The organism is Cupriavidus sp. MEYA8 (assembly GCF_059278825.1).
On the sequence record NZ_CM181221.1, the window covers coordinates 3,531,823 to 3,557,327 of the forward strand.

At 64.8% G+C, this 25,505-nt stretch carries 24 protein-coding genes; 1 reads left to right on the forward strand and 23 read right to left on the reverse strand.

Features of this window, described 5'->3' with window-relative positions; all coding sequences use genetic code 11:
- Positions 1–30: 30 nt before the first annotated feature.
- The 11 genes from AC5WJ1_RS16560 to AC5WJ1_RS16610 form a co-directional block, all read right to left on the reverse strand.
- Entirely contained in the window at positions 31–576 is a 546-nt protein-coding gene (locus AC5WJ1_RS16560) for a F0F1 ATP synthase subunit delta (RefSeq protein WP_133097851.1), read from the reverse strand.
- Between the two features lie 2 nt (positions 577–578).
- Positions 579–1,049, reverse strand: coding sequence for a F0F1 ATP synthase subunit B (locus tag AC5WJ1_RS16565; protein ID WP_133097852.1), 471 nt, complete (start codon positions 1,047–1,049; stop codon positions 579–581).
- A gap of 99 nt (positions 1,050–1,148) precedes the next feature.
- Positions 1,149–1,415, reverse strand: a complete 267-nt coding sequence (gene atpE, locus AC5WJ1_RS16570) for a F0F1 ATP synthase subunit C (protein WP_010811268.1) — start codon at positions 1,413–1,415, stop codon at positions 1,149–1,151.
- Between the two features lie 78 nt (positions 1,416–1,493).
- A complete protein-coding gene (gene atpB, locus AC5WJ1_RS16575; RefSeq protein WP_135706141.1) occupies positions 1,494–2,360 on the reverse strand; it encodes a F0F1 ATP synthase subunit A in 867 nt (288 codons plus the stop codon).
- Positions 2,361–2,603: 243 nt separating this feature from the next.
- Positions 2,604–3,107 carry an ATP synthase subunit I gene (locus AC5WJ1_RS16580; RefSeq protein ID WP_133097853.1) on the reverse strand — a complete coding sequence of 168 codons (504 nt, stop codon included), beginning with the start codon at positions 3,105–3,107 and terminating at the stop codon, positions 2,604–2,606.
- Between the two features lie 320 nt (positions 3,108–3,427).
- Positions 3,428–4,342 carry a ParB/RepB/Spo0J family partition protein gene (locus tag AC5WJ1_RS16585; RefSeq protein ID WP_133097854.1) on the reverse strand — a complete coding sequence of 305 codons (915 nt, stop codon included), beginning with the start codon at positions 4,340–4,342 and terminating at the stop codon, positions 3,428–3,430.
- Between the two features lie 20 nt (positions 4,343–4,362).
- Positions 4,363–5,136 carry a ParA family protein gene (locus AC5WJ1_RS16590; protein WP_133097855.1) on the reverse strand — a complete coding sequence of 258 codons (774 nt, stop codon included), beginning with the start codon at positions 5,134–5,136 and terminating at the stop codon, positions 4,363–4,365.
- Positions 5,137–5,221: 85 nt separating this feature from the next.
- Entirely contained in the window at positions 5,222–5,923 is a 702-nt protein-coding gene (rsmG, locus tag AC5WJ1_RS16595) for a 16S rRNA (guanine(527)-N(7))-methyltransferase RsmG (protein WP_195427205.1), read from the reverse strand.
- 21 nt (positions 5,924–5,944) lie between these two features.
- Positions 5,945–7,903: a tRNA uridine-5-carboxymethylaminomethyl(34) synthesis enzyme MnmG gene (mnmG, locus tag AC5WJ1_RS16600; RefSeq protein WP_494476222.1), complete on the reverse strand. Its 1,959-nt coding sequence runs from the start codon at positions 7,901–7,903 to the stop codon at positions 5,945–5,947.
- 221 nt (positions 7,904–8,124) lie between these two features.
- Complete coding sequence (locus AC5WJ1_RS16605; RefSeq protein ID WP_133097858.1) at positions 8,125–8,994, reverse strand: N-formylglutamate amidohydrolase; 870 nt, start codon at positions 8,992–8,994, stop codon at positions 8,125–8,127.
- 3 nt (positions 8,995–8,997) lie between these two features.
- Positions 8,998–9,993 (reverse strand): tripartite tricarboxylate transporter substrate binding protein BugE, encoded by a 996-nt coding sequence (locus tag AC5WJ1_RS16610; RefSeq protein ID WP_494476223.1) that lies wholly within the window; start codon positions 9,991–9,993, stop codon positions 8,998–9,000.
- 175 nt (positions 9,994–10,168) lie between these two features.
- On the opposite strand from AC5WJ1_RS16610, the gene AC5WJ1_RS16615 reads away from it, so the two are divergent.
- Positions 10,169–11,107 carry a LysR substrate-binding domain-containing protein gene (locus AC5WJ1_RS16615; protein ID WP_494476224.1) on the forward strand — a complete coding sequence of 313 codons (939 nt, stop codon included), beginning with the start codon at positions 10,169–10,171 and terminating at the stop codon, positions 11,105–11,107.
- Positions 11,108–11,363: 256 nt separating this feature from the next.
- On the opposite strand, the gene AC5WJ1_RS16620 is transcribed toward AC5WJ1_RS16615, so the two are convergent.
- The 12 genes from AC5WJ1_RS16620 to AC5WJ1_RS16675 form a co-directional block, all read right to left on the reverse strand.
- Positions 11,364–12,107 (reverse strand): ABC transporter ATP-binding protein, encoded by a 744-nt coding sequence (locus tag AC5WJ1_RS16620; protein WP_133097861.1) that lies wholly within the window; start codon positions 12,105–12,107, stop codon positions 11,364–11,366.
- Between the two features lie 20 nt (positions 12,108–12,127).
- Positions 12,128–13,972 carry a branched-chain amino acid ABC transporter ATP-binding protein/permease gene (locus AC5WJ1_RS16625; protein ID WP_133097862.1) on the reverse strand — a complete coding sequence of 615 codons (1,845 nt, stop codon included), beginning with the start codon at positions 13,970–13,972 and terminating at the stop codon, positions 12,128–12,130.
- A 3-nt stretch (positions 13,973–13,975) separates the two neighbouring features.
- Positions 13,976–15,028, reverse strand: coding sequence for a branched-chain amino acid ABC transporter permease (locus tag AC5WJ1_RS16630; protein WP_133097863.1), 1,053 nt, complete (start codon positions 15,026–15,028; stop codon positions 13,976–13,978).
- Positions 15,029–15,244: 216 nt separating this feature from the next.
- Positions 15,245–16,393, reverse strand: a complete 1,149-nt coding sequence (locus AC5WJ1_RS16635) for an ABC transporter substrate-binding protein (protein ID WP_029046510.1) — start codon at positions 16,391–16,393, stop codon at positions 15,245–15,247.
- 327 nt (positions 16,394–16,720) lie between these two features.
- Positions 16,721–17,479, reverse strand: a complete 759-nt coding sequence (locus tag AC5WJ1_RS16640) for a sulfite exporter TauE/SafE family protein (RefSeq protein ID WP_133097873.1) — start codon at positions 17,477–17,479, stop codon at positions 16,721–16,723.
- Between the two features lie 69 nt (positions 17,480–17,548).
- On the reverse strand, positions 17,549–18,022 hold the full coding sequence (locus AC5WJ1_RS16645) for a hypothetical protein (RefSeq protein WP_133097864.1): 474 nt from the start codon (positions 18,020–18,022) through the stop codon (positions 17,549–17,551).
- 419 nt (positions 18,023–18,441) lie between these two features.
- Entirely contained in the window at positions 18,442–19,488 is a 1,047-nt protein-coding gene (locus AC5WJ1_RS16650; RefSeq protein ID WP_243737066.1) for a branched-chain amino acid ABC transporter permease, read from the reverse strand.
- Entirely contained in the window at positions 19,488–20,372 is an 885-nt protein-coding gene (locus AC5WJ1_RS16655; protein ID WP_133097865.1) for a branched-chain amino acid ABC transporter permease, read from the reverse strand. Before AC5WJ1_RS16655 ends, AC5WJ1_RS16650 begins: the two co-directional genes overlap by 1 nt.
- Positions 20,373–20,596: 224 nt before the next feature.
- A complete protein-coding gene (locus tag AC5WJ1_RS16660) occupies positions 20,597–21,805 on the reverse strand; it encodes an ABC transporter substrate-binding protein (RefSeq protein WP_029046505.1) in 1,209 nt (402 codons plus the stop codon).
- A gap of 88 nt (positions 21,806–21,893) precedes the next feature.
- Positions 21,894–22,625, reverse strand: a complete 732-nt coding sequence (locus tag AC5WJ1_RS16665) for an ABC transporter ATP-binding protein (protein ID WP_135704013.1) — start codon at positions 22,623–22,625, stop codon at positions 21,894–21,896.
- A gap of 25 nt (positions 22,626–22,650) precedes the next feature.
- Positions 22,651–23,427 carry an ABC transporter ATP-binding protein gene (locus AC5WJ1_RS16670; RefSeq protein WP_135706146.1) on the reverse strand — a complete coding sequence of 259 codons (777 nt, stop codon included), beginning with the start codon at positions 23,425–23,427 and terminating at the stop codon, positions 22,651–22,653.
- 367 nt (positions 23,428–23,794) lie between these two features.
- Positions 23,795–25,459, reverse strand: a complete 1,665-nt coding sequence (locus AC5WJ1_RS16675) for a GMC family oxidoreductase (protein WP_434033300.1) — start codon at positions 25,457–25,459, stop codon at positions 23,795–23,797.
- Positions 25,460–25,505: the final 46 nt, after the last annotated feature.

The window sequence follows — 25,505 nt, forward strand, 5'->3', positions numbered from 1 at the left end:
TCCTAATTCTTCAATCCGTCGGACTGCCGCTCAGGCGGCGGTCAGCGCGGTTTGCATGGCTGCCAGGCGCGCACGCACGGAGGTGTCGAGCACTTCGTCGCCAACCTTGACGCTGACGCCGCCGATCAGGGACGGGTCCACCGCCACCTGCGCGTACAGCTTGCGGCCGAACTTGCGTTCGAGTGCGGCGACCAGGTCGTTCAGCTGACCATCTTCCAGCGGAAAAGCACTGGTGATCTCGACATCCGACGACCCTTCACGGGCGTTCTTGAGCGCATGGAACTGTTCGGCGATGTCAGGCATCACCGTCAGGCGGCCGTTCTCCACCAGCAGCTTGACGAAGCGGCGTGCCTCGTCGCTGACCGGGGACTTCAGCACCGACAGGAACAGTTCGGCCAGCTTGTCGCCGGGAACGTTCGGATCGTCGGCGACCGCCTTCATGTCGGCATTGGCGGCAACTAGCCCCATTTCCGACACCAGCTCGGACCATGCACCCAGGTTGCCTGCGCTCGATTCACTGGCGACGCGGAACAGCGCCTCAGCGTAGGGACGGGCAATGGTTGCGGTTTCAGCCATGATTAGAGCTCAGCCTTGAGTTGATTGAGCAGGTCGCTGTGGACCTGCGCGTTCACTTCACGCTTGAGGATCTGCTCGGCACCCTTGACGGCCAGCACGGCGACCTGGTCGCGCAGTTCTTCGCGCGCGCGGGTAACCTGCTGTTCGGCGTCGGCCTTGGCCTGGGCAATGATGCGTGCGGCTTCTGCCTGGGCGTTCTGCTTGATCTCTTCGGCCGTCAGCTGGGCGCGCTTCTCGGCGTCAGCGACGCGTTGGGCGCCTTCGGTGCGGGCTTCGGCCATGGCCTGGTCCACACGCTTGTTGGCGAGTTCAAGCTCGGCCTTGCCCTTCTCGGCAGCGGCGAGGCCATCGGCGATCTTCGTTGCGCGTTCGTCGAGCGCCTTCACCAGCGGCGGCCAAATGAATTTGGCAACAACCCACCACAGGATGAAGAACACGACCATCTGCGCAAAAAACGTTGCGTTCAGATTCATGGTGTGTTCCTTTCGGTAATCAAACTACAGATAAATGCACAAAAGGCGGCTGGGCTGGTGGCCCGCGCCGCCCGTCAGCATCATGCAGACCGAAAAGAATTACTTGATGACAGCCAGCAGCGGGTTCGCGAAGGCGAACAGCATTGCAACACCCACGCCGATCAGGAATGCCGCGTCGATCAGGCCGGCCAGCAGGAACATCTTGGTTTGCAGCGGGTTCATCAGCTCGGGCTGACGTGCGCAGGCTTCGATGTACTTGCCACCCATCAGGGCGATACCCAGGCAGGCGCCGATAGCGCCCAGGCCGATGATGATGCCGATACCGATAGCGGTCAGACCCTGGATGTTGGCGAGAAATTCTTGCATGACGACTCCTTTAATTTAGAGAGACTTAGAACCAAAAAATCAAAAAACCAAAAACCTAAAACTTGAAACCTGCGGCGATCAGTGGTGATCGTGAGCCTGGCCGATGTACACCAGCGTCAGCATCATGAAAATGAAGGCCTGGAGCAGCACGATCAGGATGTGGAAGATCGCCCAGACAGCGCCGGCAAGGACGTGGCCGACGAAACCCAGCGCCGACAGGTCGGCACCAAACGTCCAGATGGAACCCAGCAGCGCGATCAGCAGGAACACGAGTTCGCCGGCGTACATGTTGCCGAACAACCGCATGCCGAGCGAAACGGCCTTGGCCAGGAATTCGATGATGTTCAGGATCAGGTTGAACGGGGCCAGGTACCACTTGGCGCCGAACGGGGCCGAGAACAGTTCGTGCATGAAGCCGCCCGCGCCCTTGATCTTGAAGCTGTAGTAGATCATCAGCACCAGCACGGCGCAGGACATGCCCAGCGTGCCGTTCAGGTCGGCCGTGGCCACCGCGCGGTGGTGGGGCAGGTGGATGTGGAAGATGCCCAGGACATGATTCAGGCCGGTGACCCAGTCCACCGGGATCAAGTCGATCGCGTTCATCATGGTGATCCAGCAGAACACCATCAGTGCCAGCGGAGCAATCCACGAACGGTCGCCGTGGATGATGCCCTTGGCCTGGTCGTCGACCATCTCGACGATCATCTCGACGAAGGCCTGGAAGCGGCCCGGCACGCCCGAGGTGACGCGGCGCGCGGCGGCATACAGGAACAGCACGGCGATGGCGCCGCACAGGACCGACCAGAACACCGTGTCATAGTTGATCACGGAGAAATCGACCACCGACGCTTGCTTGCCGCCGACCGAGTTCAAGTTCTGCAAGTGTTCGGCGATATAGCCGGAGGGTGTCAGCACGTGTTCCGCGCTTTGGGTAGCTTCTGCCATTGTCGAATCGAACGGTATATTGCGAAATCTTCGGGCCGCGCGCCGCTACTCCTGTGCGGCACCCGGTACGCGTCTTGCATTGCCTTCGGCGGATTCGCCGGTCACCGCGATGCAAGCGGGTTTCCAACCTTGACCGTGTCCGGTGTCACCGCTGTGAAACCACGGTGAAACCGCCACGGAAACATCTTGATATTCCGTTTCGGTGCCCCACCTCCGGATGAAGCACCTGTCTTGTGCAGCGGCCTAGCGCATCGCGAGGGCCACCACCCAGTAAGTCTTGAGCGCCAGCAGGAACGTGACCAGCATTGGTACCCAACGCAGATCCCGGTACAGCACCACCACCAGCACCAGCATGGCCACGGTGGCGAACACCTTGATCGCCTCACCCAGGACCAGCCCGCCGACCGATGCGCGATCCCGCGCCACCCACAGCCGGAATGCGAAGAATCCGCTGGGCACGAAGCACACCATGCCGCCGAACAACGCTGACCAGCCGTACGGCCCCGCCTCTTTCCCGAACAACGCCCAGCAAAATGCTGACAGCAGGGAAACGATCACCTGCGCCAGGACAACCTTGCCCGGGGTCATGCGCGAAGGACGCAGCGCGCGTTCGCCAAACAGCTTCACCGCATCGGCGTGCGACAGCGGATCGACAGCTTCATCTTCACGTTCTGCGCCTTCTTTCCAGTCGTCCCAGTCATCTTCCTGACGGGAACCGGCGCTGCGCTGCTGACGGTCTCGAACCACTACCTGCCTGCCTCATTCAGGCCGGAACTTATCGGCCCGACCAGAATTCAAACCGCACGATTTTAAGGGGAACTACTGATTCGCGTCAATCTGCTTACAGTTAGCTTGCAGTGCGTTGCGCACAACGGTTGCCATCACGATTGCATGATGGCTTCACAAAAATTGCGCCGCAATGATGTTTGACGTAATTGGATTGCGCAGCGGACCCTGCGCATGATGGTGGATTAGCGGGTACGCCTCACGTATACCGATAATCGCACCGGCCACTGCTGCTTCGATGCAACAGTTACCCTCGCAATGGCCGGTTATCGCCCGCTATTTCAGGCTGCCTGCTGCCCTTCGCGCGATTCGCGCAGCCGCGCGAGCACCCCATCGAGCGCATCGTTGTCGCTGAAGTGGATGGTGAGCTGGCCCTTGCCGCGCGCACCCACCTTGATCTGCACCGAGAGCCCCAGCGCATCCGACAGCTCTTCCTCCAGCCGCGCCACGTCGCGGATATTGTTCACGCCCTTCTGCTTGAGCGACCTCAGGTCGAACGGCTTGAGCGTGGACGCCACCAGCTTTTCAGTCTCGCGCACCGACAGCCGCTTGTTGACGATCTGGTTCGCCAGCGTGATCTGATTGGCGCCGTCGACAGCAAGCAGCGCGCGCGCGTGACCCATGTCAAGATCGCCCGCCATCAGCATGGTCTGCACCGGCGCCGCCAGGTTCAGCAGGCGCAGCAGGTTGGACACGGCGCTGCGGGAGCGGCCCACCGACTCGGCGGCCTGCTCGTGCGTAAACTTGAATTCGCGGATCAGGCGCATGATGCCCTGCGCTTCTTCCAGCGGGTTCAGGTCTTCACGCTGGATATTCTCGATCAGCGCCATCGCGGCCGCGGCTTCGTCGGCCACGTCCTTGACCAGCACCGGCACCTGGTCCAGGCCCGCGAGCTTCGACGCGCGGTAACGGCGTTCGCCCGCAATGATCTCGTAGCGATCCGGCTCGGCCACGCGCCGCACCAGGATCGGCTGCATCAGGCCCTGCGCGCGGATGCTGGCGGCGAGCTCCTGCAGCGCGCCTTCATCCATGCGTGTACGCGGCTGGTACTTGCCGGGCTGTAACTGGTCCACGTGCAACACGCTGGGCGCGCCCTCCTGCTTCGCTGTCTCGACGATCTCGGCGGGACCGCCCAGCAATGCTTCCAGGCCCCGGCCCAGGCCCTTCTTCTTTGCCGGCGTCTTTGCGGTACTCATGGTCGATGCCTCCTCGAGCTTCAGCCCAGCTGCCTGACGCGCGCGATCATCTCGGCGCCAAAGTCCAGGTACGCCTTGGCGCCCTTGGATGACGGATCGAATGCCACGCCCGGCATGCCATAGGACGGTGCCTCGGCCAGGCGCACGTTGCGCGGGATCAGGGTCTTGAACACCTTGTCACCGAAGTGCGATTCGAGCTGTGCCGACACCTGCTGCTGCAGCGTGACGCGCGGGTCGAACATCACGCGCAGCAGGCCGATCACCTTGAGCTCGCGGTTCAGGTTGGCGTGCACCTGCTTGATGGTGTTGACGAGGTCGGACAGCCCTTCGAGCGCGAAGTATTCGCACTGCATCGGCACGATCACGCCATGCGCCGCGCACAGCCCGTTCAGCGTCAGCAGCGACAGCGACGGCGGGCAGTCAATTAGCACGAAGTCGTACTCGTCGTCGACTGCGTCGATGGCTTGCTTGAGCCGGCGCTCGCGGTGATCGAGCTCGACCAGTTCGACTTCGGCACCGGCCAGCTCGCGGTTGGCCGGCAGCACGTCGTACCTGCCGGTCTCGGATTTCTGGCGCGCTTGCGGGACGCTGGCCAGGCCAACCAGCACCTGGTACACGCTGTGTTCCAGCGCCTGCTTGTCGATGCCCGAACCCATCGAGGCATTGCCCTGCGGATCCAGGTCGACCAGCAGCACGCGCTGGTCCTGCGCGGCCAGGCCGGCGGCGAGGTTCACCGTCGTGGTGGTCTTGCCCACCCCGCCCTTCTGGTTTGCAATCACGAATACCTTGGCCATATGTTCCTGAGGCTCCTGCTTCAATTCATCCGGCCAGCCTCATGGCCGGCAGTTCGCGGCACTGCTTGCAGCGCCGCGGCGTAGGTCATGCGTGCGCGCCTGCGCGCCGCGACAGCACCACCAGGTGGCGCTCGGCATCCAGTCCCGGCACAGTGAGGCGCGGTACTTCGTCGACTTGCCAGTTGGCCATCAGTCCCGCGGCTTCCATCCGGTCGAGCTCCGCCTGTGGATAAACACCCTTCATGGCGATCAGCTTGCCGTGCGGCGCGAGCAACTGGCCCGACAGGTTCACGAAGTCGGTCAGTTCAGCAAAGGCACGTGACGTGATCACGGCAAAGCCGTCCGCATCGTCCAGTTTTTCCACCGGGCCCCAGTGCGCCGCGGCGTTGACCAGGCCGAGTTGGGCGCGGCATTGCGTCAGGAATGCGGTCTTCTTCTGCACGATGTCGACCATCAGCACCGACACGTCGGGACACGCAATCGCCAATGGCAGCCCGGGCATGCCGCCGCCCGAGCCGACGTCCAGCACCCTGCCCCGCGCAGGCGTACCTATCTCTGCAGAACGCGCGGCAGCGGCCAGCGCGGGCACTGCCGCGAGCGAATCCAGCATGTGATGCGTAAGCATCTCATCGGGGTGGCGGATCGCGGTCAGGTTATAGACGCCGTTCCATTTGCGCAGCAGCGCGAGGTAGTCGAACAGCTTGTCAATCTGTACCGGTGCCAATACCAGCCCGATCTCGGCGAGACCGGCTTCGAGGCGACGACGCTGCGTGGCGTCGTCTGTCATGGTGTGTCGAGCGCCCGCCACTCAGGCCGCCTCTTCCGAGTTGCCGCCAACGGCAGCCGAATCGGCGCGCGTTCGGCCGAGCCCCTTCTTCTTCAGGTGTACCAGCAGCAGCGAGATCGCCGCCGGAGTCACGCCCGAGATGCGCGATGCCTGGCCCAGCGTTTCCGGGCGGTGCTGGTTCAGCTTCTGGCTGACCTCGAAGCCCAGCCCACGTACCTCGGTGTAGTCGAGATTCGCGGGCAGGCGGGTCGATTCATTGGCTTCCAGCTTGTCGACCTCGGCAGCCTGGCGAGCGATATAGCCGTGGTACTTGATACCAATCTCGATCTGCTCACGGATCTGGTCGGCCAGCATGGCATCGGCGTCGAGCGGTGCTTCGGGCGCGTGGCGGCCGCCCTGCAGCGCCATCAGCGACTCATAGCGGACTTCCGGCCGGCGCAGCAAGTCGGCCAGGCTGTACTCGCGTTCGATCGGCTTGCCCAGCAACGGCACGGCGTCTTCCGGCGGCAGCATGGCCGGGTTCACCCATGTGCTTTTCAGCCGCTCTGTTTCACGTGAAACAGTGTCCCGTTTGCGGTTGAAAGCATCCCAGCGTGCATCGTCAACGACACCCAGCTCACGGCCGACTTCCGTCAGCCGCATATCGGCGTTGTCCTCGCGCAGGCTCAGTCGGAATTCGGCACGGCTGGTGAACATGCGATACGGCTCGGTCACACCGCGCGTGATCAGGTCGTCGACCAGTACGCCCAGGTAGGCCTGGTCGCGACGCGGCGTCCAGGCTTCACGCTCGCGCACGTAGCAACCGGCATTGATGCCGGCCAGCAGGCCCTGCGCGGCGGCTTCTTCATAGCCGGTGGTGCCATTGATCTGGCCGGCAAAGAACAGCCCGCGGATCGCCTTGCTCTCCAGGGATGACTTCAGGCCGCGCGGATCAAAGTAGTCGTACTCGATGGCGTAGCCAGGGCGCAGGATATGCGCGTTCTCCAGGCCGCGGATCGAATGCACCAGCTCCAGCTGCACGTCAAACGGCAGGCTGGTCGAGATCCCGTTCGGGTAGAACTCATTGGTGGTCAGCCCTTCCGGTTCCAGGAAGATCTGGTGGCTTTCCTTGCTGGCAAAGCGATGGATCTTGTCCTCGATGCTGGGACAGTAGCGCGGCCCCACCCCTTCGATCACGCCGGTGTACATCGGCGAACGGTCGAGACCGCCACGGATGACGTCATGCGTGCGGCTGTTGGTATGGGTGATCCAGCAAGGCAGTTGCTGCGGGTGCAGCTCCGGACGGCCCAGGAAGGAGAACACCGGCACCGGATCCAGATCGCCAGGCTGTTCTTCCATCACCGAGAAGTCGATGGTGCGGCCGTCGATGCGCGGCGGCGTGCCGGTCTTCAGCCGGCCCTGCGGCAGCTTCAGTTCCTTCAGGCGCGCCGACAGGGATACGGCAGCCGGATCTCCGGCGCGCCCGCCAGTGTAGTTGTCCAGGCCGACGTGGATCTTGCCGTCCAGGAAAGTGCCGGCGGTCAGCACCACGGCCCGCCCGCGGAAGGCGATGCCGACCTGCGTCATGGCGCCGACGACCCGATCGCCCTCGACCATCAGGTCATCCACTGCCTGCTGGAACAGCATCAGGTTCTGCTGGTTTTCCAGGCGAGTACGAATCGCCTTGCGATACAGCACACGGTCCGCCTGCGCGCGCGTGGCGCGCACCGCCGGTCCCTTGCTGGAATTGAGAATGCGGAACTGGATGCCGGACTCGTCCGTGGCGGCCGCCATGGCGCCGCCCATCGCATCCACTTCCTTGACCAGGTGTCCCTTGCCGATGCCGCCGATGGACGGATTGCAACTCATCTGGCCCAGCGTCTCGATGTTGTGGGTCAGCAGCAGCGTCTGGCAGCCCATGCGCGCGGCCGCGAGTGCTGCTTCAGTTCCGGCGTGACCACCACCGACGACGATGACATCGAATTCTTTTGGGTAAAGCATGGGACACCTCCTCCGGGAGGCTGGCGGGAAAATGCGGGAATGCGAAATTATAGCGGCATTCGTCTGGCCGCTTTTCGACCGACACCATGTTTCACGTGAAACATGATGTGGACGATACCTGCGCGTGGCCGGCAAGCGACGCCTGGGGTGCCACGATGTTCCACGTGAAACAAAAAGGCCGGGCACAAGGCCCGGCCAATGTTTCACGTGGAACAAGCTGCTCAGAGGCTGGCCCGGATATATGCTGCAACCTGCTCCGCCAGCCTGCCAAGGTCGCGCTGCAAGGTATCGAACCCGGCATTCCGTTTCCGCGTCGCCTCGTCCATATAGAGCGGACGTCGGATCTCGATCTGCAGGCTGCTACGCCGCTCGGCGGGCCGCCCGATCTGGGCGATCAGCTGCACGCCCTTGTAGGGGTCATTGCGCGCAACCGTGTAGCCCATATTGCGCAGTTCCCGGTCGACCAGGTCGACCAGCCCCGGCTCGCAGGTGGTTCCGTCCCGGTCTCCCAGCACGAAGTCCGCCAGCGGGTGCGGGCTGTCGATCTTCAGGCGCTCATAGGCATTGTTCGGCATCGAGTGCAGGTTCAGGTGCCAGACCGCGCCAAAGCGCCGGTATGCGCCCTCCACGGCCTCGGCAAGCGCCGCATGGTAGGGGCGGTAATAGCGGTCCAGACGCCCCTGCACTTCCGCCACGGACAGCCGGCGATCGTAGATCGGCGTGCTCGCATCGATCCGGCTCCAGACCAGGCCATAGCCCAGGCTGGTCTTCGGTCCCGGCGCCAGCGCCGTGGGCCACGCCCCGTCCAGCTGATCCGGGTCGATATCGTCGGCCATCCGGTTCGGGTCGATATAGACCCGCGGGAACGTAGCCGCCAGCAGCGTGCCGCCGACCGCCGGCACCGCTGCCCACAGCGCATCAACGTGCGTGTCTTCACCGCCGCGCAGCCGCGCCGCAGGGATCGCCGCGCCGAAATCCGCAGGGTACACGGTGCCGCTATGCGGCGAGTCGCACACCAGCGGCAGCGCCTTCCCTTCCGGCAGCCGCACGATGACCGGCGGCAGCGCGCCCTGATGATTCGCTTCAGCCATGCCTCAGTCCAGCTTGATCTCGGCGGCCTTGGCCACGCGGGCATAGCGCGCCATGGCTTGCTGGATCTGGGCCTTGAACTGATCCGGCGTGGTCGGCACCAGCGTGCCGCCCGACTCTTCCACCTTGCGCTTGAACTCGGGGTTCTGCATGGCCTTGTGGATAGCCTGGTTCAGCTTGCTGACGATCGCCGGCGGCGTGCCGGCCGGGGCGACGATGCCGAACCAGCCGCCCTCGCCCATGTCCTTGAAGCCCAGCTCGGCATACGTCGGCACGTTCGGCAGCTGTGCCGAACGCGACGCGCCCAGCACCGCCAGCGCGCGCAACTTGCCGGATTTCACGTGGGGCAGCGTCGACGACAGGTTATCGGTGATGGCATTGACCTGCCCTGCTACAGCGTCATTCAGCGCCAGGCCGGCGCCCTTGTACGGCACGTGCAGCAGGTCGATCTTGGCCAGCATCATGAAGTTCTCGATGTTGACGTGGCCGAGCGAGCCCGCACCCGGCGAGGCAAAGCTGTACTTGCCCGGATTGGCCTTGGCCAGCGCGATGAACTCCTGCATGGTCTTGGCCGGCACGCTCGGGTGTACGGCGAACACGCTGGGGATGGCGACCACGTTGGTCACCGGGGCGAAGTCCTTGATCGGGTCGTACTTCAGCCTCGGATACACAGCCGGGTTGGAGCCGTGCGTGCTGACCGTGGCCATGCCGATGGTGTAGCCGTCCGGTGCCGAGCCGGCCACCTGCTCCATGCCGAGCGAACCGCCCGCGCCGCCCTTGTTCTCGACCACGATGGACTGGCCCAGCTCGCGGCCGGCGAATTCGGCCACCAGGCGCGCCGACAGGTCGGTCGAACCGCCCGCGGCAAACGGCACGATCAAGCGGATCGGGCGGGTCGGATAGTTGGCCTGCGCGAAGGCGCTGCTGGTAAGCATCAGCGTGGCGGCGGCTGCGGCGCCCGACAGCATCAGCTGGCGGCGCGTCATCGTGGCTCGGTTCATGAGGCTTTCTCCTGTTGTTTTATGCGAAGGAACCGAGCGAGTGTCAGGCGTTTACCGGTTGCGCACAAACGACTATATTGCACGTTTGCATTACCAAAGATCATCCTGCCCCACGCCCAGGTAAACACTGTGGCATCGCAGGTTCTGCCCCCTCTCCTGCGCTGTACCCTGCGCCATGCGGCTGCGTTCCCCGTCGATGTCCGAGTTGCACGCCTTTGCCGCCGCGGCAAAGCTTGGCAGCTTCACCCGTGCCGCGGACACGCTGTGCGTCACCCAGGGCGCGATCAGCCGGGCAATCGCCCGGCTCGAGGAACACTTCGGCCAGCCGCTGCTCCAGCGCAATGCACATCGGCTGGTGCTGACCGATGCCGGCCGGCAGCTGCTCGATGCCGTGGCCGAGCCGCTGGCCGCAATCGAAAATGCCAGCGCTGCCCTGCTCGCCGGCGACCGGCGCCACCGCCTGACGCTGTCGGTCGTGCCGACGCTGGCCAGCGTATGGCTGGTGCCGCGCCTGCCGGACTTCCATCGGCGCCATCCGGAAATCCACCTCGACTTCGTTCCCTACCAGCGCGATGAGGATCTCTCGGGCGCCACGCCCGATGCCGCCATCCTGGCGGGTGAAGTGGGCAAGTGGCCGCACCTGCAGGCCGACTACGTGATCGGGCGTGAAATGGTGCCGGTCTGCCATCCGGACCGCGCCCGTGCTCGCCGCGAGGCCGGCCGCTGGCAGACGCCGGCGGAGCTGTTGCAGGAGCCCCTGCTCTATCACACGTCAGCGCCGGCGAACTGGCAAAACTGGCTGCGAGCGGCCGGCGTACCCAACGCTGCGCCGATGTTATCCACAGCGTTCGACCAGGTGTCGATCCTGATCCAGGCTGTTCGCGCCGACATGGGAGTCGCGGTGTTGCAGCGATGCCTGGTGAGAGATGAAATTGCAGCGGGACGTGTTTTTGCGCCGTTTGATTTGCCGATTTCGCTGCAACGGGGCTATTTCTTGTGCGCGCCGCGGGAGCGCCGCGATCATCCGGCGCTAAACCGCTTTCGCGATTGGTTGCTGGAGACCGCGCAGCAAGAAGCTATCCAAGATACCGAAGGACATTCTCGCGAAAAATAAAACACCAAAATGATAGCGCCACTATATTCCTTAAAAGCATAATTTTAGCGCCATCATCGTTGGCCTCGATATCTACAGAGGATTCTCGCAGCCTTTCATTCATCAACCGAATCGAAGCGTACCCAACCCTGCGTCGCTCCTCCCGATACCAAAAAACAGGCCTCTGAAACCACTTATCCCCAAAGTTATTCACACGAGAAATGAAAAAGGGCTCGCCTAGGCGAGCCCTCATTCGTCCGGCTATCATCCTTATGGATTAAGCGGCCTTTTTTGCCAACCCAAGATAGGTTTCAATCACCTTCGGGTTCGCCGCCAACTCGTCTGCGGGCCCCTCCATCGACATATCCCCGGTCTCGATCACATAGCCATAGTCAGCCACCTGCAGCGCCGCCCGGGCGTTCTGCTCGATCAGCAGCGTGGCCACGCCGGTCTGGCGCAGGTTGCTGATGATATGGAAGATCTCCTTGACGATCAGCGGTGCCAGGCCGAGGCTGGGCTCGTCCAGCATCAGCAGCTGCGGCTTGGCCATCAACGCGCGGCCCACCGCGAGCATCTGGCGCTCGCCGCCCGACAGCGTGCCGGCATCCTGGCGCGCACGCTCGCGCAGGCGCGGGAACAAGTCGTAGACCACGTCCATCTGGTCCAGGTAGTTCTTCTCGCCGGCACGCTTGCGGCGGAACGCGCCCAGCAACAGGTTGTCTTCGACCGTCATCGACGCAAACAGCTCGCGCTTCTCCGGCACCAGGCACATGCCGCGCGCGACGCGGCCCTCCACGGGGATACCGGCCATGTCGTGACCGAGGTAGCTGACCGATCCGCTCGCCGAGCCGTTGACCGGCAGCGCACCCATGATCGCGTTGAGCATGGTCGACTTGCCGGCGCCATTGGGGCCGATCACCGTCACGATCTTTCCGGCTTCCACCTTCAGGTTGGCGCCGTGCACCGCTTCCACCTTGCCGTAGCGGACGTGGAGGTCCTTCACTTCAAGTATCAGGCTCATGTCGGGTCCTTGCTCCACACCTATTCCACGCCACCCAGGTAGGCTTCCAGTACCGCCGGGTTCTTCTGCACTTCCTCGGGCACGCCCTCGGCGATGCGCGTACCAAACTCCATCACCACCAGCCGGTCGGTCAGGTTCATCACGAAGTCCATGTCGTGCTCGACCAGCAACACGCTCATGCCCTCGCCCTTGAGCTTGCGCAGCAGGTCGGCCAGCGCCTGCTTCTCCTTGTAGCGCAGGCCCGCAGCCGGCTCGTCGAGCAGCAGCAGCGCGGGGTCGCAGCACAGGGCGCGCGCGATCTCCAGGATGCGCTGCTGGCCCAGCGCCAGGCTGCCCGCTTCCATGTACATGCAGTCGGCCAGGCCTACGCGTTCCAGTTGCCGCTTCGCTTCGAACAGCAGCTTGTCTTCCTCGACCTTGTTCATGCGCAGGATCGCTGCCGAGACACCGCCCTGCGCGCGGAAGTCGCCCCGCAGGTGCGCGCCGATGGCGACGTTCTCCAGCACCGTCATGGTCGGCAGCAGGTGCACGTGCTGAAAGGTGCGGCCAATGCCGCGCTTGACGATCTCGCGCGACGGCAGGCCGGAGATCACCTCGCCGCGATAGCGGACCTCGCCACGCGTGACCGGCAGCACGCCCGTCACCAGGTTGAAGGTGGTGGACTTGCCGGCACCGTTCGGGCCGATCAGGCCGATGATTTCGCCCGCACGCACCTGGAAGCTGACATCGTTGACCGCGACCAGCCCGCCGAACTCCTTGCGCGCGGCGCGCACGTCGAGGATCAGCTCGCCCGCCTCGGGCTTGCGCCGCACCGCCAGCGCCTCGGCTTGCGCCGGCGCCAGCACCGCGGGGCCCGACGGAAACAGCCGGCGCAGGAACGGCCAGATGCCATCGCGCGCATACTGCAGCAGGAGCACCAGCAGCACGCCGAAGACGATGATCTCGAAGTTGCCGTTGGCGCCGAGCAGCTTGGGCAGCACGCCCTGCAGCACGTCCTTCAGGATGGTCAGGATGCCCGCACCCAGTACTGCGCCCCACACGTGGCCGACGCCGCCGACCACCGCCATGAACAGGTACTCGATGCCGTAGTTCAGGCCGAACGGCGTCGGGTTCACCGCGCGCTGCAGGTGCGCGTAGAGGAAGCCCGACACGCACGCCAGGATCGCCGCCACGACGAAGATCACCACTTTCATCCACGCGGTATTGACGCCCATCGCCTCGGCCATCACCCCGCCGCCCTTGAGCGCGCGGATGGCGCGGCCCGGGCGCGAGTTCAGCAGGTTCTGCATCGCCAGCACGGCCAGCAGCACCACTGCCCAGATCAGGTAGAACATCGAGCGGCCCGACTGCAGCTCGATGCCGAAGAACGACAGCACCGGGATGCCGTTGATGCCGTCGTACTTGCCCAGGAACTCCAGGTTGCCGAACAGGAAGAACAGCGACAGGCCCCACGCGATGGTCGCCAGTGGCAGGTAGTGGCCGGACATGCGCATCGTGATCAGCCCGATCACATAGGCCGAGGCTACCGTGATCACCAGGCCCACCAGCAGCCCGAACCACGGCGACAGCCCGAACTGCGTGGTCAGGTAGGCGGTGCTGTACGCGCCCAGCCCCACGAACGCGGCCTGTCCGAACGATGTCATGCCGCCCACGCCGGTCAGCAGCACCAGCCCGATCGCGACGATGCTGTACAGCCCGATGTAGTTGCCCAGCGTGATCCAGAATTCAGGCGTCGGCAGCACCGGCAGCAGCGCCAGCACGACGATGAAGGCCAGCACCAGAATCCGGTTACGGTTCAACCGCGCACGGCTGCCGGCCTCGGCGCCGGTCACGGCCGCCGCTTGCTTGTCGGTCAGCATGGTCATGGCTTATTCCTCCTCCTCGACATGCTTGCTCGTCAGCGAGCGCCACAGCAGCACCGGAATGATCAGTGTGAAGACGATGACCTCCTTGAACGCGCTGGCCCAGAAGGACGAATAGGATTCGAGCAGGCCCACCAGCAGCGCACCCAGTGCTGCGACCGGATAGCTCACCAGCCCGCCGACGATCGCGCCGACAAAGCCCTTCAGGCCCACCAGGAAGCCCGACTCGTAGTACACCGTGGTCAGCGGCGCGATCAGGACGCCGCACAGCGCGCCCATCGCCGCGGCCAGCGTGAACGACAGCCGCCCCGCCTGCGTGGTGCCGATGCCGACCAGGCGCGCCCCCAGCCGGTTCACCGCGGTCGCGCGCAGCGCCTTGCCCTGCAGCGTGCGCTCGAAGTAGAAGTACAGCGCGCCGATCAGCAGCGCCGACACGCCCACCACCCACAGGCTCTGGCCCGAGACGCTGAGCGCGCCCACTTCGAAACGCGCATCAGAGAACGCCGTGGTACGCGAGCCCTCGGCGCCGAACATCACCAGCCCCAGCCCCACCAGCGCAAAGTGCACGCCGACCGATACGATCAGCAGCACCAGCGTGCTGGCCTCGGCCAGCGGCTGGTAGGCGAGGCGGTACAGCATCGGCCCGAGCGGGATGATGACCAGCAGCGTCAGCGCGATCTGCGCCACCATCGGCAGCGGCTGCGCGCCGTATTGCTGGACCACCCAGTGCACCGCGAGCGGGAACACCAGGTACTTGCCGGCCAGCACCGCCAGCCGCTGGCCCAGCGTGCGCCGCAGCTCGGCACTGCGCAGCACGGTCACGGTTTCATAGACGAAGGTCAGCGCGCCCATGGCCAGCAGCAGCCAGCTGGTCTGCGGCGCATGCCCGGCCTGCATCGCGGCCAGCGTCAGCGCGCCGTAGGCAACGAACTCCCCTTGCGGGATGAAGATGACGCGCGTCACCGAGAACACCAGCACCAGGGCCAGTGCCAGCAGCGCGTAGATCGCGCCCGAGGTGATGCCGTCCTGCGCCAGGATGGCGGCGATAGATAGGTCCATTGTCTCCCCGTATCGTTGAAATACCTGCCTGCTTCGAAGGGGGCCGACAGGGTGCTGCGCGCGGTGGGATTTACGAAATGGTAAACGGGTTGCCCATTGCGGAAATACTCGGCAACCCTAGGTATGGCGGTGCGGCAGAAAAAAGGGCGCATGGCATAACCCATGCGCCCTGCTTCACTCCTACTCAACTGTCACTCGGGAATTCAGTGCAGCGGCTTATTTCAGCAGCTTCCACTTGCCGTCGACGATCTGCACCATCACGCGTGCGCGCTGGTCGAAGCCGAGGTGGTCGGTGGTGCTCATGTTCATGATGCCGTGCGACACCGGCAGGTTCCTGGTCTGCTCCATGGCGTCGCGCAGCGCCTTGCGGAATTCCTTGGTGCCGGGCTGGCCCTTCTTGAGTGCCTCGGGAATGGCGTGCTGCAGGATCAGGCCCGCATCCCAGGCATGGCCGCCGAAGGTCGAGACCTGGCCGCCGAAGGCTTTCTCGTAGGCGGTCTTGTAGGCCATGGCCGGCTTCTTCACCGGGTTGCTGTCGGGCAACTGTTCAGCCACCAGCAGCGGGCCGGCCGGCAGGAACGTGCCTTCGCAATCCTTGCCGCACACGCGCAGGAAGTCCGCGTTGGCAACGCCGTGAGTCTGATAGACCTTGCCCTTGTAGCCGCGCTCCTTCAGTGTCTTGGCGGGCAGCGCCGCGGGCGTACCCGAGCCTGCGATCAGCACCGCGTCGGCGTTGGCGCTCATCATCTTCAGCACCTGCCCGGTCACCGAAGTGTCGGTGCGGGCAAAGCGCTCGTTGGCGACCACCTTGATCTTGCGCATCTCCGCCACCTTGGCGAATTCCTGCGCCCAGCTGTCGCCATAGGCATCCGCGAAGCCGATGAAAGCCACCGTCTTCACGTTGTTGTTGCCCATGTGCTCGGCAATCGCGGTAGCCATGTGCGAGTCGTTCTGCGGCGTCTTGAAGATCCAGGCGCGCTTGGCATCCATCGGCTCGATGATGCGGGCCGAGGCGGCCATGGTGATCATCGGCGTATCGTTCTCGGCGACCACGTCGACCATGGCCAGCGAGTTCGGCGTCACGGTGGAACCGACCACCACGTCAACCTTGTCTTCGCTGATCAGCTTGCGGGTGTTCTTGACCGCGGTGGTGGTGTCCGAAGCGTCGTCCAGGACGATGTACTCGATCTTCTTGCCCGCGACTTCCTTGGGCATCAGCGTGAAGGTGTTCTTCTCCGGAATACCCAGCGATGCGGCCGGACCCGTCGCCGACACCGTGACCCCGACCTTGACCTGTGCCTGGGCGGCGCCGGCAGCCAGGCAGGCCGCCGCGATTGCCAGCAGGCTGGCGCGCTTGAAATCCATCTTGTCTCCTTCGGTTCCTGAAACGGAAAGGCATCCGTCCGGCGTCCACCGGCGGATGCCCATTTTCTACGGACCCCTCGGGTCTGACGCAGGCACATCGCCGGCACCTGCGCTACTGCCAGGAACGATGACACACCATTCCCCATTTCCCGTCCACGCCGAGAACCCGTTCGCCCTGGCGAACCGGCCCCATTTTCCCCGGAATTCCCCCGGAATTGGCGCTTCTGTCATTCACCGACCGTGCGGTCGGGAATGCGAATCGAGTCTATCACAGCGACTTGACGCGAAAAGCAGGATTAACCCGCATCAAGGTCCGCGCCCGGCTGCTCAGCGCGCAAACGCATCCCATGCCGTCTTCAGGATCAACGCGCTCACCACCACGATAAACACCTTGCGCACGAACGCGCTGCCATGCCGCAGCGCCAGCCGGCTGCCCACCTGGCTGCCGGCAACATTGGCCACCGCCATCACCAGCCCCAGCTGCCACCAGATATGGCCCTTGCTGGCGAGCAGCAGCAACGCCGCCAGGTTGGTGGCGAGGTTGACCAGCTTGGTCGACGCCGCGGCATGCAGGAAGTCATAGCCGAACACGCGCACGAACACGATCATCAGGAAGCTGCCGGTGCCGGGGCCGAACACGCCATCGTAGAAGCCGAGCACTGCGCCGGCGAGCAATGCCGCGAGCCGTTCGCGGCCGCCTTTCAGCGTCGGCGCATGCTCGGTCCCGAGGTCCTTCTTGGCCAGCGTATACACCAGCAGCGTCACCAGGATGAATGGCAGCGCCTTGCGCATCGGCTCGGCCGGGATCATGGTCAGCGCCCACGCGCCGGCCATCGAGAAGACAAAGGCCGCCACCACCGCCGGCGCGGTCGCGCCCCAGTAGATGCGCACGCTGCGGCCGTAGCGCAGCGCGGCGTTGGCGGTGCCGGCGATCGAGCCAACCTTGTTGGTACCCAGCAGCGTTGCCGGCGCCATGCCGGGATAGGCGGAGAACAGCGCCGGGATCTGGACCAGGCCGCCGCCGCCGGCGACCGCGTCGATCATGCCGGCGAGAAAGGCGGCAACCGCCAGGAAAGCGAACTCCATCATTGCAGGAACGGGGAAAGGAAAACGGGGAGAGGAAAAAACGGGGCGCCGGAGCGCGTCAGTGCCGGCTCAGCCGAGCACCTTGGCCGCCGGCACAAGATTGCGCATCCACATGCCGCTGGCATGCGGGGCAAAACCGGGCGGCGCGCCGCCCTGCGCGCCGGCCAGTGCCGGGGCGAGCAGCGCATGGCGGATGCCATGGGCGCGCCCCCAGTCGGCCAGCGTGTCGCAGCCGGCGTCCAGGCAGGCGCGGGCCATACCGGCACCAAGGCCGGGGCGTACCCACCATTCCGTGGCCAGGGCGGCCAGGCCAGCCAGTTCCAGGCTTGGCACCAGCGCCACCGGCAGGCAAGCCAGCACATCGTCCGGCGCGCCGCCATAGGCCAGAAGGCAGATCCCGCGCCCGGACTGCGCCAGCAACTCGTCCAGCATCAGCCGCCGAGCCCTGGCCGCCGGCACCGGCAACGGCTGCACGACTGCCAGCCAGGCCTCCAGCATGGCGCCATCGGCACTCTGGCCGGCGCGTACCCACAGCTGCGGCATGGGCCGTTGCGGCGTTGCGTCGGGACGACCCGAGCCGTCCGGAAGCGGCGGATCTTGGGAATCAGGGGGATAGTCGGGCATGGCGGGCAACGGAAAGCGCCCGCATTGTCGCATGCGTCGGGGACCGGGGTGATGCCGATCCGGCATGGGTGCCCCACAATGAGGCGAACACGGCACAGTGAAGGATTGCGTGCTCGCTGCCGTGGGCGAAGCACCAATGAAAAAAGCGTTGCCGAGGATCACCCGGCAACGCCCTTTATTTTATAACGCTGCTACCCGACACCGGGTGCGCGCCTGTCGTCTCCTCGCTTCCGCCTCCATTTAACCTGCGAAAACCGTATATGGAATGTAACGAAGCGGTGCACAGAGGACAAGCTAGAAAAAACCCTAGCCCCAGAATCGGGCATGTCGCCCCACGATCACTCGTGCTTGCGGCCGAACCGGGCCAGCAGCTCGCCCATGATGCCGCGGCGGAAGGTCAGCACGCAGATCACGAAGATCACGCCGGTCACCATCGTCACCGACTCGCCCAGCGTGTTGAACCACTGCAGGCCGGTGGCCGAGGCCAGGAAGCTGCCGATGTCGCCCAGCTTGTTTTCCAGCGCCACGATCACGAAGGCGCCGACGATCGGGCCCGACAAGGTGCCCAGGCCGCCCACCAGCGTCATCAGGATCACCGAGCCCGACATCGACCAGTGCACGTCGGTCAGAGTCTCGAAGCCCAGCACCAGCGCCTTGATCGAGCCGGCCAGCCCCGACAGCGCCGCCGAGAGCACGAAAGCGGTCAGCTTGAAGCGGTCGACATCGTAGCCCAGCGAGATAGCCCGCGGCTCGTTCTCCTTGATCGCCTTCAGGATCTGGCCGAACGGCGAATGCACCGTGCGCACGATCAGCGCGAAGGCCGCGACAATGATCACCAGCGCCACGTAGTACAGCGTCAGGTCATTGGACAGCGGCAGCACGCCGAACAGCTTGCCGCGCGGGATGCCCTGCAGTCCGTCCTCGCCGCCGGTGAATGGCGCCTGCAGGCAGATAAAGAACAGCATCTGCGCCAGCGCCAGCGTGATCATCGAGAAGTAGATGCCCTGGCGCCGGATCGCCAGCGAGCCGACCACGTAGCCGATCAGCGCGCCGGTGGCCGTGCCCAGGATCAGCCCGATCTCGGGCGTCACGCCCCAGGCCTTCATGGCATGGCCGGCCGCGTAGCCGGCACCGCCGAAGAAGGCCGCATGGCCGAACGACAGCAGCCCGGTATAGCCGATCAGCAGATTGAACGCGCAGGCAAACAGCGCAAAGCACAGCACCTTGAGCACAAATACCGGATAGGCACCCGCCAGCGGCGCGGCGATCAGCCCCAGCAGCAGCAATCCGTACAACAGTTTCTTCTGCACGCCCTGTCCCTTTCCTGCCCGGCCCGCGTTGGCAGCCACTGCGGGCTGCGTCGATGATGTGGTTGGTGCGCTCATCACTTCTCCTTCCCGAACAGCCCGGCCGGGCGCAGCAGCAGCACGATCACCATGATGAAGAACACCACGGTCGACGATGCTTCAGGATAGAACACCTTGGTCAGGCCCTCGACCACGCCTAGCCCCAGGCCGGTCAGGATCGACCCCATGATCGAGCCCATGCCGCCAATCACCACCACCGCGAACACGATGATGATCAGGTTCTGGCCCATCAGCGGCGAGATCTGGATCACCGGCGCGGCCAGCACCCCGGCAAACGCCGCCAGCGCCACGCCGAAGCCGTAGGTCAGCGTCACCATCAGCGGCACGTTGACGCCGAAGGCCTCGACCATCTTTGGGTTCTCGGTGCCGGCGCGCAGGTAGGCGCCCAGCTTGGTCTTCTCGATCACGTACCAGGTCGCGAAGCACACCACCAGCGACGCCACCACGACCCAGGCGCGGTAGTTCGGCAGGATCATGAAGCCGAGGTCGGTCGCACCCTGCAGCGCGTCAGGCGTCTGGTACGGCAGGCCCGACACGCCGTAGATCGAGCGGAAGATGCCTTCGATCACCAGCGTGATGCCCAGCGTCAGCAGCAGGCCATAGATGTGGTCGAGCTTGTAGATCCAGCGCAGCATGGTCTTCTCGATCACCACCCCGATGGCGGCAACCACCAGCGGCGACAGCAGCAGCATGATCCAGTAGTTGAGCCCGGCGTACTCCATGCCCATCCAGGCCAGCACCGCACCCAGCATGAAGAGCGCGCCGTGCGCGAAGTTGATGACGTTGAGCAGGCCGAAGATGACCGCCAGGCCCAGGCTCAGCATCGCATAGAAGGCGCCGTTCACCAGCCCCAGCAACAGCTGGGAAAGCATGGCAGGCAGGGGAATTCCGAAGATGTCCATGGGCATCCGTTGCAGGTTGTGTCTCCCCTCTCCCGCTTCGGGTGAGGGGTTGGGGGAGAGGGCCGGCGTGCAAGAGGCTGCCGACTTCAACACCGGCGCGTGCGGGCCTCAGGACCGCTGCCGGAAGTTTGGTTGCGCCACGCTCCTGCTAGCGCCGGCCCTCTTCCCCTGCCCCTCTCCCGCGCGCGGGAGAGGGGAGCAAACCGTCGCAGTGTCGACGGCTCTTACTTCTTCAACATCGCGCACTTCGACTCGGCCACCGTCGTGAATGCCTGGTCGCCCGGGATGGTCGCCACCACCTTCAGGTAATCCCACGGCTTCTTCGACTCGGCCGCGGTCTTCACCTGCATCAGGTACATGTCGTGGATGCCACGGCCGTCCTGGCGGATATAGCCCTTGGTGTAGAAGTCGTTGATCTTCATCTTCTTCAGCTCGGCCATGACCTTGTCCGGATCATCGGTCTTGGCTGCTTCCACCGCCTTCAGGTAGGTGCTGGCGGCCGAATAGTCCGCGGCCTGCAGGCTGCTCGGCATCTTCTTCATCTTGCCGAAGAAGCGGTTGGCGAACTTGCGGGTGTCGTCGTTCATGTCCCAGTACCAGCTGTCGGTCATCAGCAGGCCTTCGGTGTTCTTCAGACCCAGGCTGTGGATGTCATTGATGAACATCAGCAGGCCAGCGATCTTCATCGTCTTGGTGATGCCGAATTCCTTGGCCGCCTTGATCGCATTGATGGTGTCGCCGCCGGCGTTGGCCAGGCCCAGGATCTGCGCCTTCGACGACTGCGCCTGCAGCAGGAACGACGAGAAGTCGGACGCCGACAGCGGATGCCGTACCTGCCCCGCCACCGTGCCGCCGCTGGCCTTCACCACCGCGGCGGTGTCGCTTTCCAGCGAGTGCCCGAAGGCGTAGTCGGCGGTCAGGAAGAACCACGACTTGCCGCCCTGCTTGACCACCGCGCTGCCGGTGCCCTTGGCCAGCGCCACCGTGTCATAGGCATAGTGCACCGTGTACGGCGAGCACTCTTCGTTGGTCAGGCGCGCGGTGCCGGCACCGATGTTGATGTAGACGCGCTTCTTCTCGGAAGCGACCTTGTTCATCGCCAGCGCGGTGCCGGAGTTGGTGCCGCCCAGCAGCATGTCCAGGCCCTGCTGGTCCATCCATTCGCGCGCCTTGGAGGCGGCGATGTCGGCCTTGTTCTGGTGATCGGCGGAAACGATCTCGATGGGCTTGCCCAGCACCTTGCCGCCGCGGTCCTCGATCGCCATCTTGATGGCTTCCAGGCCGCCGGGGCCGTCGATGTCGGCGTACAGGCCCGACATGTCGGTGATATAGCCGATCTTTACGGTGTCGCCGGATACCTGCGCGGCAGCGCCGAACGAAACCGCACCCATGGCAATAGCCGCCATCGCGGCCGCGAGCCGAGTCTTTTTCATCTCTTTGTCTCCTGATTTGCGGCGGCGATGCGCCACCCGTTCCTGCCAAACAGCAATCAACGATCCGGGTATCGGTCAGATCCCGGGATCAGACCCCGAGCAGTTCATGCAGCACCGGCATCTTTGCCTGCAGATCGCCGGCATCGAAGCGCTCGACGATGCTGCCGTGCTCCATCACGTAGAAGCGGTCGGCCAGCGGCGCGGCGAAGCGGAAGTTCTGCTCCACCATCACCACCGTGTACCCCTTCTGCTTGAGCATCCGGATCATGCGCGCCAGCGCCTGCACGATCACCGGTGCCAGCCCTTCCGAGATTTCATCGAGCAGCAGCAGGTTGGCGCCAGTGCGCAGGATGCGCGCCACCGCCAGCATCTGCTGCTCGCCGCCCGACAGGCGCGTGCCCTGGCTCTGGCGGCGCTCCTTCAGGTTGGGGAACATGTCGTAGATCTCGGACTCGCTCATGCCCGCGGTCGTCTCACCACCCTTGCCCTTGAGCTGCGGCGGCAGCAGCAGGTTCTCCTCGCACGACAGGCTGGAGAAGATCGCGCGCTCTTCCGGGCAGTAGCCGATGCCGTAGTGCGCAATCTTGTGCGTGGGCAGGCCGATGGTCTCGTTGCCGTTGACCTTGATCGAGCCCTTGCGCGCGCCGGTCAGGCCCATGATCGCGCGCAGCGTGGTGGTGCGCCCGGCGCCGTTGCGGCCCAGCAGCGTCACCACTTCGCCGCGGTTCACCGTGAGGTCGACGCCGTGCAGGATGTGCGATTCGCCGTACCAGGCCTGCAGGCCCTTGATTTCGAGGGCGGGAGTGTTGTTCGTGCTGATCGTACTCATTTGCTCATCCCCCGCTTCAGTGCGCGCCCTGCAGCTCGGCATCGGCCGTGCCCATGTAGGCCTCCATCACGCGCGGGTCCTTCGACACCTCGGCGTAAGGCCCCTCGGCCAGGATCGCGCCCCGCTGCAGCACGGTGATCTTGTCGGCGATCGACGAGACCACGCTCATGTTGTGCTCGACCATCAAAATGGTGCGGCCGGCGGAGACCTTCTTGATCAGCTGCGTGACGCGGTCCACGTCCTCGTGGCCCATGCCCTGCGTGGGCTCGTCGAGCAGCATCAGCTCCGGCTCCATCGCCAGCGTGGTGGCGATCTCCAGCGCGCGCTTGCGCCCGTACGGCAGGTTCACCGTCAGCGTGTACGCGAACTCGGTCAGCCCCACCTGCTCGAGCAGCTCCATGGCGCGGTCGTTGAGCACATCGAGCGAGCGCTCGCTGCGCCAGAACTGGTACGCGGTGCCAAGCTGTCGCTGCAGCCCGATGCGCACGTTCTCCATCACCGTCAGGTGCGGGAACACCGCCGAGATCTGGAACGAACGGATCACGCCGCGGCGCGCGATCTGCGCGGGCTTCTCGCGGGTGATGTCGATGCCGTTGAATACGATGGTGCCGGTGGTCGGCTCCAGGAACTTGGTGAGCAGGTTGAAGCAAGTGGTCTTGCCTGCGCCATTAGGGCCGATCAACGCATGGATCGAGCCGCGGCGCACCTGTAGGTTGACGTCGCTCACCGCGGTGAACCCCTTGAACTCCTTGGTGAGGTTCCGCGTTTCCAGGATGGTTTCCTGCTGGTTCATGTCTCCTGCCCGCCCTTCGTTGTACGCCGGGTGATGCCCGGCACTGACTGATGGTCCGAACCGGCCTGTAGGCCCTGTGCCGCGTCCGCCAGGCACGTCCGTGGTCGCGGCGTGCTGCGGCGTCTTTGTCATGGCTGTGCGGGGCGGCTCCCGCCGGAGGACAGCGGCCAGCACAATGTGCAGCCCGCGCACCCTCCGAGGCGTCTATTGTGTGCGCCTGTTGCATCGCAAAACATCGGGGTTTGCACTATGAAACATGAACCAAGTGTCAGTTTTTTTGCAGGCGCACATGATCAGCAAACGCCACCTGGCGCCCCCATGCTTTCGCGCCCGATTTCCCATGCTGCGCACCCCGCGCCTGCCACCTTCAGGCGTTTTCCGCCGCGGCGAGTGGCGCTGGCGCCATCACTCCCGCTGCCCCCGCGCCGCGCCGGCGGTCTTCGCGGATCATGTCGCTGGCGCGCTCGGCAATCATGATGGTGGGCGAGTTGGTATTGCCCGAGGTGATCAGCGGCATCACCGAGGCATCGACCACGCGCAGCCCCTCGATGCCGAACACCCGCAGCCGGTTGTCGACCACTGCCATGCCGTCGTCGCCGCGTCCCATCTTGCAGGTGCCGACGGGATGGAAGATGGTGGTGCCGATGCTGCCGGCGGCTTCGGCCAGTTCTTCGTCGGTCTGGAACGCGGCACCCGGCAGGTATTCCTCGGGCTGGTACGGCGCCAGCGCCGGCGATGCCACGATGCGGCGCGTCAGCCGCAACGAATCGGCGGCGACACGCCGGTCTTCATCGGTCGACAGGTAGTTGGGCGCGATCACCGGCGCATCGCGGAAATCGGCGCTGCGCGCATGCACGCTGCCGCGCGACGTCGGCCGCAGGTTGCAGGCGCTGGCGGTGAAGGCATTGAACGCGTGCAGCGGATCGCCGAATTTGTCCAGCGACAGCGGCTGCACGTGGTACTCCACATTGGGCCGCGCCTGCGACGGATCCGAGCGCGCGAATGCGCCCAGCTGCGACGGCGCCATGCTCATCGGCCCGCTCTGGTTGAAGGCGTACTCGACGCCGATGCACAACTTGCCCCACAGGCTGGCGGCACGCGTGTTGAGCGTACGCACGCCATTGACCTTGACCACGGTGCGCAGCTGCAGGTGGTCCTGCAGGTTTTCACCCACGCCGGGCAAGGCGTGGCGTACCTCGATGCCGAGTGCGCGCAGCCGTTCCGGCTCGCCGATGCCGGACAGCTCCAGCAGCTGCGGCGTATTGACCGCGCCGGCGGAAAGGATGACTTCATGCCGCGCCGCCGCGGCATGCGGCCGCCCGCCACCGATGTATTGCACGCCAGTGCAGCGGCGCCCGTCGAAGGTAAGCGCGCTGACTTGCGCGCCGGTGACGATGGTCAGGTTCGGGCGCTCCGACGCGCGGCGCAGGAAGGCCTTGGCGGTGTTCCAGCGGATGCCGCGGCGCTGGTTCACTTCAAAGTAGCCGACGCCGAAGTTGTCGCCCTGGTTGAAGTCGTCGGTACGCGGGATGCCGGCTTGCTCCGCCGCATCGGCAAAGCGCTCGAGGATGTCCCAGCGCAGCCGCTGCGCTTCGACGCGCCACTCGCCGTGGGCACCATGGAATTCGCTTGGGCCGCGGTGGTGGTCTTCGCAGCGCTTGAACAGCGGAAGCACGTTGTCCCATTTCCAGCCGTCGTCGCCGGACAGGCGGGCCCAGTCGTCGTAGTCTTCGCGCTGGCCGCGCATGTAGATCATGCCGTTGATTGACGAGCATCCGCCCAAGACGCGGCCGCGGGGGTAGCCAAGGGAGCGGCCGTTCAGGCCGGCCTCGGCTTCGGTGCGGTAGAGCCAGTCCGTGCGGGGGTTGCCGATGCAGTACAGGTAGCCTACCGGGATGTGGATCCAGTGGTAGTCGTCTTTGCCGCCAGCTTCCAGCAGGAGGACGTTGATGTCAGGGTCCTGGGTCAGGCGGTTGGCCAGGACACAGCCGGCTGAGCCGGCGCCAACGATGATGTAGTCGAATGTCTCCATGGCTTTCTTATGTTTGGAATGTGTGCTTTGCCTGCGGCTTGGCATC